Annotated in this window: 11 protein-coding genes and 1 riboswitch; of the genes, 8 read left to right on the forward strand and 3 right to left on the reverse strand. The window is 72.0% G+C overall.

The window, feature by feature from the left end:
• Positions 1 to 14 precede the first annotated feature (14 nt).
• The 3 genes from AC5YDA_RS05315 to cobT are packed head-to-tail and all read left to right on the forward strand — an operon-like array spanning position 15 to position 5,004.
• A complete protein-coding gene (locus AC5YDA_RS05315) occupies positions 15 to 1,475 on the forward strand; it encodes a cobyric acid synthase (protein WP_496190014.1) in 1,461 nt (486 codons plus the stop codon).
• A 44-nt stretch (positions 1,476 to 1,519) separates the two neighbouring features.
• Positions 1,520 to 3,934 (forward strand): bifunctional hydrogenobyrinic acid a,c-diamide synthase/histidinol phosphate aminotransferase CobBC, encoded by a 2,415-nt coding sequence (cobBC, locus tag AC5YDA_RS05320; protein ID WP_496190015.1) that lies wholly within the window; start codon positions 1,520 to 1,522, stop codon positions 3,932 to 3,934.
• A complete protein-coding gene (gene cobT / locus AC5YDA_RS05325; RefSeq protein WP_496190016.1) occupies positions 3,931 to 5,004 on the forward strand; it encodes a nicotinate-nucleotide--dimethylbenzimidazole phosphoribosyltransferase in 1,074 nt (357 codons plus the stop codon). Before cobBC ends, cobT begins: the two co-directional genes overlap by 4 nt.
• 82 nt (positions 5,005 to 5,086) lie before the next feature.
• Here cobT and bluB read toward each other — a convergent pair whose 3' ends face one another.
• Both bluB and AC5YDA_RS05335 read right to left on the reverse strand, forming a co-directional pair.
• Entirely contained in the window at positions 5,087 to 5,737 is a 651-nt protein-coding gene (gene bluB / locus AC5YDA_RS05330) for a 5,6-dimethylbenzimidazole synthase (protein ID WP_496190017.1), read from the reverse strand.
• A gap of 34 nt (positions 5,738 to 5,771) precedes the next feature.
• A riboswitch (cobalamin riboswitch) is annotated at positions 5,772 to 5,970 on the reverse strand.
• 116 nt (positions 5,971 to 6,086) lie between these two features.
• Positions 6,087 to 7,097, reverse strand: coding sequence for a LacI family DNA-binding transcriptional regulator (locus AC5YDA_RS05335; protein ID WP_496190018.1), 1,011 nt, complete (start codon positions 7,095 to 7,097; stop codon positions 6,087 to 6,089).
• A 174-nt stretch (positions 7,098 to 7,271) separates the two neighbouring features.
• Between AC5YDA_RS05335 and AC5YDA_RS05340 the strand changes: the two genes are divergently transcribed.
• From AC5YDA_RS05340 to AC5YDA_RS05355, 4 genes are all read left to right on the forward strand, one after another.
• A complete protein-coding gene (locus AC5YDA_RS05340; RefSeq protein ID WP_496190019.1) occupies positions 7,272 to 8,579 on the forward strand; it encodes a sugar ABC transporter substrate-binding protein in 1,308 nt (435 codons plus the stop codon).
• A gap of 68 nt (positions 8,580 to 8,647) precedes the next feature.
• Complete coding sequence (locus AC5YDA_RS05345) at positions 8,648 to 9,595, forward strand: carbohydrate ABC transporter permease (protein WP_496190020.1); 948 nt, start codon at positions 8,648 to 8,650, stop codon at positions 9,593 to 9,595.
• Positions 9,592 to 10,530, forward strand: coding sequence for a carbohydrate ABC transporter permease (locus tag AC5YDA_RS05350; RefSeq protein ID WP_496190021.1), 939 nt, complete (start codon positions 9,592 to 9,594; stop codon positions 10,528 to 10,530). Before AC5YDA_RS05345 ends, AC5YDA_RS05350 begins: the two co-directional genes overlap by 4 nt.
• Positions 10,530 to 11,516 (forward strand): hypothetical protein, encoded by a 987-nt coding sequence (locus AC5YDA_RS05355; protein ID WP_496190022.1) that lies wholly within the window; start codon positions 10,530 to 10,532, stop codon positions 11,514 to 11,516. Before AC5YDA_RS05350 ends, AC5YDA_RS05355 begins: the two co-directional genes overlap by 1 nt.
• A gap of 80 nt (positions 11,517 to 11,596) precedes the next feature.
• Here the strand turns inward: AC5YDA_RS05355 and AC5YDA_RS05360 are convergent, their stop codons facing one another.
• Positions 11,597 to 13,720, reverse strand: coding sequence for an acyltransferase family protein (locus AC5YDA_RS05360; RefSeq protein ID WP_496190023.1), 2,124 nt, complete (start codon positions 13,718 to 13,720; stop codon positions 11,597 to 11,599).
• Positions 13,721 to 13,836: 116 nt separating this feature from the next.
• Here AC5YDA_RS05360 and AC5YDA_RS05365 point away from each other — a divergent pair, with 116 nt between their 5' ends.
• Positions 13,837 to 14,733 carry an NUDIX hydrolase gene (locus tag AC5YDA_RS05365; RefSeq protein ID WP_496190024.1) on the forward strand — a complete coding sequence of 299 codons (897 nt, stop codon included), beginning with the start codon at positions 13,837 to 13,839 and terminating at the stop codon, positions 14,731 to 14,733.
• The last annotated feature ends 62 nt before the right edge of the window (positions 14,734 to 14,795 follow it).

Here is a 14,795-nt window from a genome sequence, read left to right on the forward strand (position 1 = left end):
GCCGGGGAGGACCGATGACCGGGATCCTCATCGCGGGCACCTCCTCCGACGCGGGGAAGTCCCTGGTCGTGACCGGCCTGTGCCGGGCCCTGGCACGTCGTGGCACCGACGTGGCGCCCTTCAAGGCGCAGAACATGTCCAACAACTCCGCGGTCTGTGCGGACGGGTCCGAGATCGGTCGCGCGCAGTACCTGCAGGCGCAGGCCGCCCGCGTGGAGCCGTCCGCGACCCACAACCCCGTCCTGCTGAAACCCGGAACGGACCGCCGCGCGTTCGTGGTCGTCGAGGGACGCCCGGCCGGCGTCCTCGAGGCCGGCGAGTACGCGACCGGACGAGGGCACCTGGCCGAGGCGGCCTTCGCGGCCTACACCCGGCTGGCCGCCGCGCACGAGCTGGTGGTGGTCGAGGGAGCGGGGTCGCCGGCCGAGATCAACCTCCGCGGGCGCGACTACGTCAACCTGGGGCTGGCGACCCGCTTCGGGCTGCCGGTGGTCCTGGTCGGGGACATCGACCGGGGCGGTGTCCTGGCCTCGCTGTTCGGCACGTGGGCGCTCGTGGGGGACGACGACCGGGCCCTGCTTCGCGGCTACGTCATCAACAAGTTCCGGGGCGACGAGGCCATCCTGCGGCCGGGGCTGGACGAGGTCACGCGCCGCACCGGAATGCCGTGCCTGGGCGTCCTGCCGTGGTTGCCGGACGTCTGGCTCGACGGCGAGGACGCCCTCGAGGTGGCGCGGTGGGGGCACGAGCCGTCACCCGCCCCCGACGACCGAACCCTCACCGTCGCCGTCGTCCGCTTCCCGCGCGTGTCGAACGCCACCGACGTGGACGCCCTGGCCCACACCCCCGGCGTCCGGGTGGTGGTGACGACCGACCCGGCCCCCTGCGCGGACGCCGACCTCCTGGTGCTGCCGGGGACCCGGTCGACCGTCGCCGACCTGGCCTGGTTGCGGGCGCGCGGGTTGGACGCCGTCGTGCGGGCCCGGCACGCCGCGGGCCGCCCGACGCTGGGCGTGTGTGGCGGCTACGAGATGCTCGCCACCACGATCCACGACCAGATCGAGTCCGGCGTCGGGACCGTCCCCGGGTTGGACCTGTTGCCCGTCGAGGTCACGTTCGGCGAGAAGACCACGATCCGCGCCACGCACCACTGGGAAGGGCTCTCCGTGCCCGGCTACGAGATCCACCACGGCCAGTGCACCCCCACCACCGCCGTCACGGGTTTCCTCGACGGCTGCCGGGTCGGGGAGACGTTCGGGACGATGCTGCACGGCGCCTTCGAGGACGACGCCTTCCGGCACGCCTTCCTCGCCCGCGTCGCCGCCACGACGGGCCGCCCCTGGCGACCGGAACCCGCCGCCCCCGGTCACGCCGCCCGGCGCGAGGCCATGATCGACACCCTCGCGGACGCCGTCGAGGCACACCTCGACGTGGACGCCCTCGTGGCACTCGCGCAGCGCGGTGGTGCGGCGTGAACGCGCAGGCGGGGCATCCGGGGGCTGACGGGGCTCGAACCGTCATGCTCCCCCGCCTGCTGCTGGCCGCCTCCACCTCCGACGCCGGCAAGACCACCGTGGCCGTCGGGCTCATGGCGGCACTCCGAGGCGCCGGTCTGCGGGTCGCCGGCGCCAAAGTGGGTCCCGACTACATCGACCCCGGCTACCACGCCCTCGCCACCGGCCGGCCCGGACGCAACCTCGACCCGTGGCTCTGTGGCGAGGAGCGCATCGCCCCCCTGCTCCTCCACGGCTCCGCAGGGGCCGACGTGTGCGTCGTCGAAGGGGTCATGGGGCTCTTCGACGGACGCCTCGGAACCCGCGGCTTCGGATCCTCCGCGCACGTCGCGCGCCTCGTGGGCGCCCCGGTCGTGCTGGTGGTGGACGCCGCCCACACCTCGCGCACGGCCGCCGCCGTGGTGCACGGCCTGGCCACGTACGACCCCGCGACCCGCGTCGCGGGCGTCATCCTGAACCGCGTCGGCAGCCCCCGGGCCCTCGCCGAGCTGCGGGGCGCGATCGAGGAGACCGGCCTGCCCGTGCTCGGCGCCGTCCCCCGCACGGACGCCGTCGCCGTACCCGCCCGCCACCTGGGGCTCGTGCCCGCAGCGGAGCGCGCGGGTGCGGAGGCGTCCGTGGCTGCGGCCGGGCGCACCATGGCCGACCACGTCGACCTCGACGCCGTGATGGCGTTGGCGCGCTCCGCGCCGGCCCTGGACGCCCGTCCGTGGGACCCCCGCGCGGAGGTGGCCCCCGTCCCCGGACGCCCGCGCATCGCCGTCGCGGCGGGCCGCGCCTTCACGTTCCGGTACGCCGAGACGACCGAGCTGCTGCACGCTGCGGGCTGCGAGGTGGTGACCTTCGACCCGCTGGCCGACCCGCACCTGCCCGAGGGAACCGCGGGGTTGTACCTCGGCGGCGGCTTCCCGGAGGTCCACGCCGAGGAACTCACCCGCAACGCACCCCTGCGCGCCGACGTGGCCGCCGCGGTGGCCGCGGGGCTGCCGACCGTCGCCGAGTGCGCCGGCCTGCTGTACCTGGCCGATTCCCTGGACGGCCTGCCGATGGCCGGGGCCGTGCCGGTCACGGCCCGGATGGGTCCGCGGCTGACGCTGCGCTACGACGAGGAGCCCTTCGCGGCGGCGTCCGTCGTGGCCAGGCCCGGCGAACCGGTCCGCTTCCACGAGTTCCACCGCACGGTGACCGAGCCCGCCGGGGATGTCCTCACCCCGACGGTCCACGCGTCGTATCGCCACGTGCACTGGGCGGGCCATCCCGAGCAGGCGCAGCGTCTCGCCGAGGCGGCCGCCCGGTTCGCAGGGACCCGGTGGACCACCCCCGAGGTCCCGGTCGGCGCGGCCCCACCCGACCTGGCCCACCACGGTGACGCCGACGCGGCACCCGGGCTCGTCGACCTCGCGGTCAACGTCCGTCCGGGGCCGCCACCCTGGCTCGCCGAGGCCCTCGGCTCCCCCGCCGATTGGGCCGCCTACCCGGACGCCCGGGAGGCCCGGTCCGCCCTGGCCACCCGCCACGGCGTCCCCGAGGAGTGCGTCCTGCCCACGGCCGGCGCGGCCGAGGCGTTCACCCTGGTCGCCCGCGGGTTGGGCGCACGGCGTCCGGTGGTGGTTCACCCGCAGTTCACCGAACCGGAGGCAGCCCTGAGGCGCGCCGGGCTCTCCGTCCGGCGCGTCATCCTGCCGCCACCCTTCCTCCTCGACCCGGCCCTGGTGCCGGAGGACGCCGACCTCGTCGTCGTGGGCAACCCCACGAACCCGACGGGCGCCCTCCACGCCCGGGCGACGCTCCTGGCGCTGCGACGTCCGGGCCGGACGCTGCTCGTCGACGAGGCGTTCATGGACTACGTCGAGGGTGAGCCCGAGTCACTGGTGGGCGACGCCGCGGGGGTGCTCGTCGTCCGGTCGCTGACGAAGCTGTGGGGGCTGGCGGGCGTACGGGCGGGTTACGTCGTGGGCGACCCTGCCCTCGTCGCCCGGCTGGCCGTGCAGCAGCCCCCCTGGGCCGTCCCCACCCCCGCAGTCCGGGCGATGGTGGCGACGGCGACGCCGGCAGCGCGCGCCGAGGCGTCCGGCGTGGCGCGGGCCACGGACGCCGCCCGTCGCCACCTGGTCGAGGCGCTGGCCGGCGCCGGCTTCGCCGTCGCCGGCTCCCCCCGCACACCCTTCGTCCTGGTCGACACCTCCCCCACCGGCCCCGGCTCCGTCCGGGAGGCGCTGGCGGAGGCCGGCCTGGCCGTGCGCCGCGGCGAGAGCTTCCCCGGCCTGGGACCGGCCTGGATCCGCGTCTCCGTCAGGGATGCCGACACCACCCGCCGCCTGGTCACCGCGCTCGGGGCGCTGACCGCCCCCGGGTGCACCCCACACCCCACCAGCCACCCACCGGCCACCGGTGGGAACATCACGAAGGAGAACCGATGAACACACCGTCCGACTCATTGCTCGCGCGCACGTTGGCCGCCATCGCCCCGGTGGACGCCGATGCCCGGGCAGCGGCCGAGGAGCGGCAGCTCGAGCTGCTCAAGCCCCCGGGCGCCTTGGGCCGCCTGGAGACCCTCGGCAACACGCTGGCCGCGATCTACGGCGAGTGCCCGCCTCCCCTGCCGGCCCCCGCCGTCGTCTGCGTGTTCGCCGGCGACCACGGCGTCCAGGCGCACGGCGTCTCGCCCTGGCCCCAGGAGGTCACGGTGCAGATGGTCCGGAGCGTCCTGGCCGGAGGCGCGTCCGTGAACGTGCTCGCCCGGCACGCCGGCGCCGACGTGCGGGTCTACGACGTCGGCACGCTCGAGGCACTGCCCGAGCACGCGCTGCTGCGCACCCGTCGTGTCGCCGCCGGCACCGCCGACATGACGGCAGGTCCGGCCATGAGCATCGAGCAGTGCCGACAGGCCGTCGAGGCCGGCATCGAGGCGGCCCGGGAGGCCGTCGCCGACGGATACCGCTGCCTGATCGCCGGCGAGGTCGGCATCGGGAACACCACCCCGTCCGCCGCGCTCGTCTCCGTGTTCACCGGACGCCCCGCCGCCGAGGTGACGGGGCCCGGTGCGGGGGCCGAAGGGGATCGGCTCCGCCTGAAGGCGGAGTTGGTCGCGCGCGCCATCGAGGTGAACGGGGCCACCGCGGACGACCCCCTGGCGGCGCTCGCCGCGGTCGGCGGGTTCGAACACGCCGCCATCGCGGGGTTCGTGCTGGGGGCTGCGGCGGCGGGCGTCCCGCTGATCCTCGACGGGGTCATCGTGTGCTCGGCGGCCCTGGCCGCCGTCGCCCTGGCCCCGGATGTCCGCGGATACCTCATCGCCGGTCACGACGGGGCGGAACCGGGCATCCGGGCTGCCCTCGAGACCCTCGCCCTGACGCCGGTCATCGACATGGACCTGCGCCTCGGAGAGGGGTCCGGTGCGCTGACCTCGCTGCCCATCGTGCAGGCCTCGGCCGCGATCCTGCGCGACATGGCGACGTTCGCGTCGTTCGCGGTCTCGGGCAAGGAGTGAAGCCCTGAGGTGGGGGTGGCTGCCGGGGTCGGCAGCCACCCCCACCGTTCCGCCGCGGCCCGTCAGCCGCGGGGAGCGTGTGTCAGCGGTCGCCCGCCCAGCGCTCCTGGTGGACGGCGAGTTCCAGCGGCCGCCGGTGTGTCCAGCCGCGCCGCTCGAGGTCGGGCGTCTCGTGCAGGACGCTCACCGGCCCGACGCAGAGCCAGGCCACCGGCCGGACACCGTCGGGGATGTCGAGAAGCTGCTGCAGGAAGGCCTCCCTGTAGAAGGAGACCCAGCCCACACCCAGCCCCTCTGCGGTCGCGGCCAGCCACAAGTTCTGGATGGCCGCCACCACCGAGTAGAGGCCCGCGTCATCGATCGTGTTCCGCCCCAGCACGCCGGGCCCACCGCGTCCGGGGTGGTAGGTCACGACGATCCCCAGGGTCGATTCCCGGATCCCCTCGATCTTGATCCCGTCGTAGAGCCGGCGTCGCTCGCCGTCGAGCGTTCGCCCGTAGGCCTGCCGCTCGGTCTCGACGTGTTCCTGGAACGCCTGACGGGTGTCTCCGTCACGCACGATGATGAAATCCCAGGGCTGGCTGAGGCCCACGCTCGGGGCAGCATGCGCTGCACCCAGGAGACGGTTCAGAACTCCGTCCGCCAGGGGTGCTCCGGTGAACTCCGCGCGGACATCGCGCCGGCGGGAGATCACGTCGTACAGGTCGTTGGTGGGCAGGCTTCGAGACATCATGGCAGGCTCCGTGGTCGGGCCACCCCACGAGCGGGGCGGCAGTGGTCGCGAGGCCGGTCTTCGGACTTCCCTTCACCACGGCCGACCACCTTCCCGGAACGACGTCCAGTGGCTGCGCTGGTGCGCTTGGTCGGCCGCTCGGGTTCACCGCAGCGGGCCCTGTGCCGGATTCACACCGGCTTCCCGATTCTCCCGGCCGACCCTCGTCGACTCGGGCACCTCGCGGATTGGTTGCCGCGAGCATGCTACCGCCTGATGGCCCTCCCTGCCGCCCGAACGCCGGACCTGCACGGAGCCACCCGGGCCGTCGCGATGGCCTTGGCGTTCCGCACCCGGGGCGCACGCCCGCTCAGGTGAGGGCGCGCACCGAGCCCCGTTCCTGGATCGGCATGGGGACGAGGGTCTCCGGCGGCGGGTCACCGTCGAGGACGTGGCGCATCGCCGTCCGGCCCATCTCCAGATACGGGATCTGCAGGGTCGTCAGCTGCGGGCGGAGGTAGGACGCGAGGTACTCGTCGTCGAACGACACCACGGACAGGTCGTCCGGGATCCGGAGCCCGCGCTGCTGGGCGCACTGGTACACCCCGAACGCGACCCGGTCGTTGGCCGCGATGATCGCGGTGACGGGTCCGACGTCGAGGATCTCCCCGACGCCCCGGTAGCCGAGGTCGGGCTCCCACGAGATGCCCTCCACCTGGTGCACGAACCCGACGCCCGCTTCGGCAAGGGCGGCGTCCAGACCGGCGTACCGCGCGCCCACCGTCACCGAGAGGGCCGGGTCGAGGAGGGCGTCCGACCGCCCGATGAAGCCGATCCTGCGGTGGCCGCGGTCGAGCAGGTGACGCGCGGCGTCGTACCCGGCCCGGTACTCGTCCGGAAGCACGCAGGGGTGCCCCCGCGTGGAACGCGCGTTCGCCAGCACCACCGGCACGTCGACGGCCAGCGGTGGGACCTCCATCAGCTTGGCGCCCATGTGGCCGAACAGGATGCCGTCGGCCTGCCGGTCGAGCATGAGGTCGAGCGCCTTGGCGACCCTGTCCAGCCGGCGTCCGGACTCGGCGATGAGCACCGTGTGGTCGCGCCCTTCGGCCTCCTCGAGCATGCCGCTGATCATGGCGGACGCGTACCGGGTGATCGCCACCTCGTCGGAGATGAAGCCGACGGTCCGGGTCTTCCCCAGGCGCAGGCCCCGCGCCGCCGGGTTGGGCCGGTAGTTGAGCTTCGCCGCGGCCGTCCGCACGCGCTCGGCGGCTTCCGGCGACAGACGCGAGTTGGGGCGGTTGTTCAACACGAGGCTGACCGTCGTCGGGGACAGCCCGGCCAGCCGCGCCACGTCGGCCAGGGTCGCGCGCTTCGCCATGGGCCTTCCCTTCGTCATCCGTCGGGGTCGAGCATACCGGCCCCTTCTGCAAAATCGACTTAGCACCCTCTTGCATCCAGGTCCCGGCGGTGTTAGCTTCTTCCTGCTAAATGGTTTTAGCATCACCGGCAGACGCGGAGCCACCACGGCTCCCCAGGATCCAACGGAGGAACCGTGCTCAAGCGCACAGCCAAGATGGTCGCGGCGACGGTCGTCGCAGCCTCCCTCACCATCTCGCTCGCCGCCTGCTCCAAGGGCGGCAGCCCTGGCGCCGGCACCACCGCCGCGCCCGGCGCGACGCAGACCCTGTCCCTGTGGACGCACAACGCCGGCAACAAGGGCGAGCTCGGGGCGATCCAGACGGTCGTGGACGACTACAACGCCAGCCAGTCCCAGTACAAGGTGGAGCTGCAGGCCTTCCCCCAGGACTCGTACAACCAGTCCGTCGTGGCGGCGGCGTCCGCCCGGAAGCTGCCCTGCATCCTGGACATCGACCAGCCGAACGTGGCCAACTGGGCGTGGGCGGGCTACCTCGCCCCCATCGAGGGCATGGACGACGTCCTCTCCACGTTCCTCCCGTCGACGGTCGCGAAGTGGAACGACAAGGTGTACGCCTACGGCTACTACGACGTCTCGCTCGCCTGGGTGACCCGTGCGTCGATCCTCGAGAAGTACGGCATCCGCGTCCCGTCGGTCGACCAGCCCTGGACCGGCGAGGAGTTCATGGCCGCGGTGAAGACCATCAAGGACTCCGGCGACTTCGAGTACCCCGTCGACATGGCGACGGGCTGGACCGGCGAGTGGTGGCCGTACGGCTACTCGCCCCAGCTGCAGAGCTTCGGCGGTGACCTCATCGACCGCGGCGACTACAAGAGCGCCGAGGGCGTCCTCAACGGACCCGAGGCCGTCGAGTGGGCCCAGTGGTTCGCCACCATGGCCAAGGAGGGCTACATGCCGAAGAAGTCCAGCGCGGACCCGGCCGCCGACTTCATGAACGGCAAGACCGCCCTGCTCTGGAACGGCTCATGGACGGCCGTCCCGACCCGCGAGAAGTTCGGCGACGACGTGATCTTCGCCCCGCCGGTCGACTTCGGCAACGGCGGCAAGGTCGGCGGCGGCAGCTGGACGTGGGGATACTCCACCGGCTGCCCCTCGCCCGAGGGCGCCCTGGACTACCTGAAGTTCGCCGCCCAGGACAAGTACGTCGCGAAGGTCGCGAAGGACACCAACAACATCCCGACCACCGACGCCGCGGCCGCGATGGTCCCGGGGTTCGAGCCGGGGGGCACGAACGACGTGTTCCGGCAGATCTCCAAGAAGTACTCCGTGATGCGGCCGGAGACCCCCGGCTACCCGTTCATCGCGACCACCTTCACGAAGGCCGCCCAGGACATCCTCAACGGTGCCGACCCGAAGGTTGCCCTCGACCAGGCGGTCAAGGACATCGACGAGAACCAGAAGGCCAACAACCACTACGAGTGACCCGTCGCCCGGGGGCCGGTTCCGGCCCCCGGGCTCCTTCTCCCTCCGACCAGAAAGGAGAGCAGCGCGTGAACACCGCCGTCGCCGAACCTGTTGCTCCCAAGGCCCTTCCGCCGGGCCGCACGCTCCGCCCACCCCGGCGTTCCGCCAAGCGCCCCACCTCGGTCGGGGTCGCCATGCTGACGCCGGCGGTCCTCCTGATGGTGACGTTCCTCATCATCCCGATCTTCCTGACCTTCGGGCTGGCGTTCACCAACGCGCGGCTGATCTCCCCGGTGCCGGCCCGGTTCATCGGGTTCGACAACTTCGTCCGGCTGTTCGAGAACGAGACGTTCTGGAAGTCGCTGCTCAACACCGTCATCTTCGCCGCCGTCATCGTGCCGGTGCAGGCGGGCCTCGCCCTCGGCCTCGCGGTCCTGGTGAACGCCAAGGTCCGCGGCACCAACTTCTTCCGCACCGTCTACTTCCTGCCCGTGGTGACGTCCATGGTCGTGGTCTCGATGCTGTGGACCTTCATGTACCAGCCCAACGGGCTCATCAACGTCCTCCTCGCCAAGGTCGGCATCGCCGGTCCCGATTGGCTGGGCGACCCGGCGTGGGCGTTGTTCGCGATCATCCTGCTGTCGATCTGGCAGGCCGTCGGCTTCCACATGGTCATCTGGCTCTCCGGCCTCCAGACGATCCCCGGCGAGCTCTACGAGGCCGCGTCCCTCGACGGGGCCTCGACGTGGCAGCAGTTCGTGAACGTCACGTGGCCCGGACTCCGGCAGACGCGCGTCTTCATCCTCATCACCATCACGATCGCCGCGTTCTCGCTGTTCACCCAGGTCAACATCATGACCCAGGGCGGACCGTTGGACTCCACCTCGACGGTGGTCTTCATGGCGGTGCGTGCCGGCTTCCAGCAGCAGCAGACCGGCTACGCGTCCGCCATCTCCCTGGTGTTCTTCGCCATCGTGCTCGCCGTGTCCCTCGCGCAGCGCCACCTGACCCGTGACAAGGAGGTCACCCGATGAGCGACCACCTCGCCCACGTCGCCGACGCCCCCGCCCAACCCGGACTCCACACCGCGGGCGAGCGTCGCTCCTGGCTCCGTCCCACCCTGGTGATGGTGCTGCGGATCGTGCTGTGCCTCGTGTTCGGCCTGCCGTTGGTGTTCATGATCATGTCCAGCCTGAAGCCGGACCTGCAGATCTTCGCCGACCTCGGCTCACCGGCGGCCTTCCTGCCCGTCGGGGACATCAGCCTCGACAACTACACCGGCGTGTTCGGTCGGGTGCCGTTCGCGACCTTCCTGATGAACTCCGTGATCATCGCGGTGGCGACCGTGGTGCTCGGGTTGCTGGTCAACTCCATGGCGGCCTTCGCACTCTCCCGGATCGAGTTCAGGGGCCAGAAGATCATCCTCGGAGTCATCCTCGCCACGCTCATCGTGCCCTTCGAGACCCTCGCCCTACCGCTGCTGTGGTGGGTCAACCAGCTGCCCTACCTCACCGGAGACGGACTGACGGTCGGCTGGCTGGACACCTACGAGGTCCAGATCATCCCGTTCATCGCCAACGCGTTCTCGATCTACCTCTTCTACCAGTACTTCGACTCGATCCCGAAGGAGCTGGACGAGGCGGCGACCGTCGACGGCGCCGGCTGGTTCCGGATCTACCGGAGCATCGTCATGCCGCTGGCCGGGCCCGCGGTCGCAACCGTGGCGATCCTGACCTTCCTCCCGGCCTGGAACCAGTACCTGTGGCCGCTCATGGTCGTCCAGTCCGAGGGCCTGCGCCCGGCCATGGTGGGCATCGACTACTTCAAGCAGATGAGTTCCGCCTCGGGCACCGCCTGGGGCCAGATCATGGCCTACGCCAGCATGATCACCGTGCCCGTGCTGGCCCTGTTCGTCGCCTTCCAGCGCGCGTTCATCAACTCCATCGCCTCGAGCGGGGTGAAGGGCTGATGTTCGCACTCACCGACTCGTGGGTCTGGGATTTCTGGGTCGTCGACGACGGCACCGACTACCACCTGTTCTTCCTCCACGCACCCAAGTCGCTCGGCGACCCCGACCTGCGGCACCACAACGCCACCATCGGGCACGCCGTCTCCCGCGACCTGCGCTCCTGGCAACGGCGCGCGGACGCCGTGGCGAAGGGCGCCCCGGGCGAGGCCGACGACCTGGCCACCTGGACCGGCTCGGTCGTCCGCGACGACGACGGCCTGTGGTACCTCTTCTACACCTGTGCGACGCTCACGACCGCCGGCAACGTCCAGACGATCTCGGTGGCCACCTCACCCGACCTCGAGACCTTCACGAAGGCGCCCGCTCCCCTGCTGCGTGCGGAGAAGCCGTTCTACGAGCAGTTGTCGGACGGGGCGTGGCACGACGAGGCCTTCCGCGACCCGTGGGTCTTCCGGGACCCGGACGGCGACGGCTGGCACATGCTCATCACGGCCCGGATGCCGGAGGGCCCCCGCCTCGACCGCGGTGTCGTGGGGCACGCCACGTCCCCGGACCTGCGGGCGTGGACCCTGCAGCCGCCCCTGTCGGCCGTGGGTCAGGGCTTCGGCCAGCTCGAGGTCATGGAGACGGTCGAGCTGGGCGGGGAGCAGTTCCTGCTCTTCAACTGCATGGCCGGCGACATGCCCGAGGAGCGGCGTCCGGAGACCACAGGGGGCACCTGGATCGCCCCGGCGGCCGGGCCCCTGGGACCCTACGACATCGCCGGCGCGCACCAGCTCACCGACGACCGCTACTACGTGGCGCGCCCGGTCCGCGAGCGCGGAACCGGACGGACCCTGCTCATGGCGTTCCGCAACGCCGACGACGAGGGCCGGTTCGTGGGCGAGCTCACCGAGCCGGTCGAGCTCGCGCTCGTCGACGGGGTCCCCCGGCCGGTCGGGCCGGACGCCGGGGCCTGGGTCGTGCGGCGTCCGTACCGCGGCTGAAACCGTGGACGAACCTGGCAGCCCGACATCGATGCCCACTTCGCGGGCGATGTACGTGCCGGGGTGGCGGCAGGTCCGTCCTACCAGCGCCACCCGCTCGCCTCGAGTTGCTCGTTCAGGACCGGCGCGAGCGTGGCGGCGTACACCCCGGAGAGGTGCGCGGCGTCGAGGTAGACGAACACGTTGCCGATGACCGGCGGACACTCACCGTCCGGGCAGATCCAGGGCGTGAGGTCGATCGGGTGGAAGCGGCCCGGGCGCTGCGCGGCGAGGACCAGAGGGGCGTTCAGGTCCTCGTCCGCCAGCATCCCCCGCGTCGGGATGGTGCACTGCTCAATCGAGCGCTCGCTGGCGCAGGCGATGGGGTTCATCGGCAGGCGCGGCTGGTCGCGGAGTCCGATGACGTCGATGCCGGCCGCGGTCAGCTCTGTCACGGAGGCGGCCATGCCCGGGATGGCGACCTCACCCTGATCCCCACCCGGCACGAACGTCGTGGTCGTGTACACGGCCCGGGGCCGCAGGTGGAGCAGGTAGTCGCGGACCCGCTCGTTCCAGTCGAGGCAGGCCCCGTCGACGCCCTCGAAGGCGTAGTGGCACCCGCCCTTGAGCACGGCCACGATGGTGTAGCCGCCCAGCGCGGCGAGTGGTTTGAGCGCCCCGTTGAGCTGTTGCGCGCGCGAGTTGCCGACCACCACGATGACCTTGCCCTCCTCACCGTTCGTCATGCCGCACGCCGCCTGCAGGACCGGGTCGTCCGGGGCCAGCCGCCCCGAACAGGCTCGGTCCGTACCGACCCAGTCCGAAGGCACGTCCTGGGGCAGCGGGATCGGCGGCACCGACGGGTCGGTCGGCGCAGCTCCTCCCGTGAGGACCGCCGCGCCGGGGTGGTCGACCGCGGACGCGGCGAGGGCCCGGGCAGCCTGCATGTCCAGCGCCTGGCGCATGACGAGCGCAGGGCCCGCCCCGAGCACCAGCGAGAGGAGGACCACCAGGACCGCCCGGCCCTGCAGCGTCGCAAGCGTGCTCGAGCGGCGGATGGGCGCGTCGACGTGCTTGGTGAGGACCCAGCCGGCCCTCAGCGCGACGAGGACGAGGACCAATCCCGCCAGCCGGCCCGGGCGCGCCGTGTCCTGGATGACGAGCAGGGTGATGAGGATCGGCCAGTGGACGAGGTAGAGGCTGTAGGAAATGTCACCCAGCCGGCGCAGCGGCGGGGAGGACAGCCAGTGGTCGACGCCCCAGGGCGTCCCGGTGTTGCCGGCGGCGATCACCAGACAGGCCGACAGAAGGGGCCACAGGGCGATCCAGCCGGGGAAGGCACCTTCGACGTCGACGACGAGACCGACCGCCAGCATGCTCACGAGCCCGGTCCACCCGGCCAGCACCCGCAGCGTCCGGAACGGCTGCAGCCCGCCGCGCGACGACGGGCCGAAGCCCCACCTCCGCTCGATCACAGGAAGGCCGATGGCGAGCAACGAACCCAGTGCGAACTCCCAGAGCCGGGCGTAGGTGTCGAAGTAGGCATGCACCTGCTGGTGCGAGGTGGCCCAGACCGACCAGCCCAGCGACGCCACGAACACGCCACCGAACACCACCGTGAGGGCGCGGCGGACGCTCCAGCCGAACCGTCGGGCCAGCAGTGACGCCAGCACGAACAGGAGGGGCCACAGGAGGAACACCTGCCCCTGGACGGACAGGGACCAGAAGTGTTGCAGGGGGCTGGCGAGCGACTTGTCGCTCGCGTAGTAGTCCACGGATGACGCCGCGAGATGCCAGTTCTCGACGTAGAACACCGAGGCGAGCGCCTGGGCGAGGATCTCGCGCCAGCGGTAGGCGGGGTAGAACAACCGCATCAGGACCAGTACCCCGACCACGGTCACGACGGCGGGCGGCAGCAGCCGCTTGAACGCCTTGATCCAATACCGCACGATCCGCAACGGCCTGCCGCGCTCCATGCGATCGGCGAACGAACCGGTCATCAGGAACGCGGAGATCAGCAGGAAGACGTCGACGCCGCCACTGACCCGGGAGAAGAAGATGTGGTAGGCCACGACCATGCCGATGGCGACCCCGCGCAAGCCCTGCAGTTCGCTCCGGTAGCCGGGCCGGGCGCCCGGCGAGGGCCACGGCTCGAACCACCGCCCAGGGTTGAGGCGCAGCACAGGTCGCCGCGCCGGTTCGGCGCGCGCGGAAACGGTCGTCACAGCTCAGGTCCCCCCACTGACCCGGGCGACACCGGGTCCGTCCCACGGTACCGCAGTCGGGCCGGGAGCCCGTGCTGCGGTACCGTGGCGGCATCCCGGCGGGCTGAGGAGGTCACGTGAGTGCCATCTCCGCCGAAGTGCTGGCCGTCATCGTGGCCATGGTCGGCGGTGAGCCGTGCGTGCTCGCCCTGGGCGACCCCCCACGGCTGCCGGCCGGGCCCCTGCTGCCCAGCCACCGTTCCCTGCAGGCCGCCACGCGCGCCTGGGCGGAGGAGCAGACCGGGCGCCAGCTCGGCTTCCTCGAGCAGCTGTACACCTTCGCCGACGTCGACCGCGCGGGCTCATCCGGACGCCACCTGTCCATCTCCTATCTCGGCCTCACCGTGGACGCCGCCCCGGCCGCGGGGGACGCGCAGGGCGGCTGGCAACGGTGGTACGACCTCATGCCGTGGGAGGACCTCCGCAGGGCGACCGGGAACCTCGGCGCCGCGCTGGCGCCCTGGGCCGAGGCCGGAGGGAGCGACGCCGCCGCGCGATGGCAGCGCTGCGCCGTCACCTTCGGTCTCGACGGGCACCCTTGGCAGCCGGAACTGGCGCTCCAGCGCTACGAGTTGCTGTACGAGGCGGGACTGGTCCCCGAGTCCCCCGACCGGTGGCGACGACCCGACGAGGATCTGGTCCCCGGCGACCGGATGTCAGGGGACCACCGTCGGGTCCTCGCCACCGGCGTGGCCCGGCTGCGCGCCAAGATCCAGTACCGCCCGGTCGTCTTCGAACTGCTCGACGAGGAGTTCACGCTCCGCGCCCTGCAGTCCTGCGTCGAGGCGCTGGCAGGGCGCGTCGTCCACACCCAGAACTTCCGTCGCCTGATCGATCAGCAGGAACTGGTCGAGGAGACGGATCGCCTGGCCGACACCGGCGGCCGTCCGGCCCGGCTCCACCGGTTCCGCCGCGCAGTCCTCCAGGAGCGGCAGGCCGCCGGAACCAAGCTTCCCGCCAGCCGCGTCCGCTGAGCCGTCGTGCCGATCCCCACCGGGGAGCCGACTTGGCAGCCCTTATGCTCAGATGTAGCATA

Source organism: Propioniciclava sp. LT294 (assembly GCF_059516005.1).

What these genes read in the sequence shown, in the direction of transcription:
- AC5YDA_RS05315 (WP_496190014.1), top strand. Translation starts at nt 15, where the DNA reads ATGACCGGGATCCTCATCGCGGGCACCTCCTCCGACGCGGGGAAGTCC.
- cobBC (WP_496190015.1), top strand. Translation starts at nt 1,520, where the DNA reads ATGCTCCCCCGCCTGCTGCTGGCCGCCTCCACCTCCGACGCCGGCAAG.
- cobT (WP_496190016.1), top strand. Translation starts at nt 3,931, where the DNA reads ATGAACACACCGTCCGACTCATTGCTCGCGCGCACGTTGGCCGCCATC.
- bluB (WP_496190017.1), bottom strand. Translation starts at nt 5,737, where the DNA reads ATGATGTCTCGAAGCCTGCCCACCAACGACCTGTACGACGTGATCTCC.
- AC5YDA_RS05335 (WP_496190018.1), bottom strand. Translation starts at nt 7,097, where the DNA reads ATGGCGAAGCGCGCGACCCTGGCCGACGTGGCGCGGCTGGCCGGGCTG.
- AC5YDA_RS05350 (WP_496190021.1), top strand. Translation starts at nt 9,592, where the DNA reads ATGAGCGACCACCTCGCCCACGTCGCCGACGCCCCCGCCCAACCCGGA.
- AC5YDA_RS05355 (WP_496190022.1), top strand. Translation starts at nt 10,530, where the DNA reads ATGTTCGCACTCACCGACTCGTGGGTCTGGGATTTCTGGGTCGTCGAC.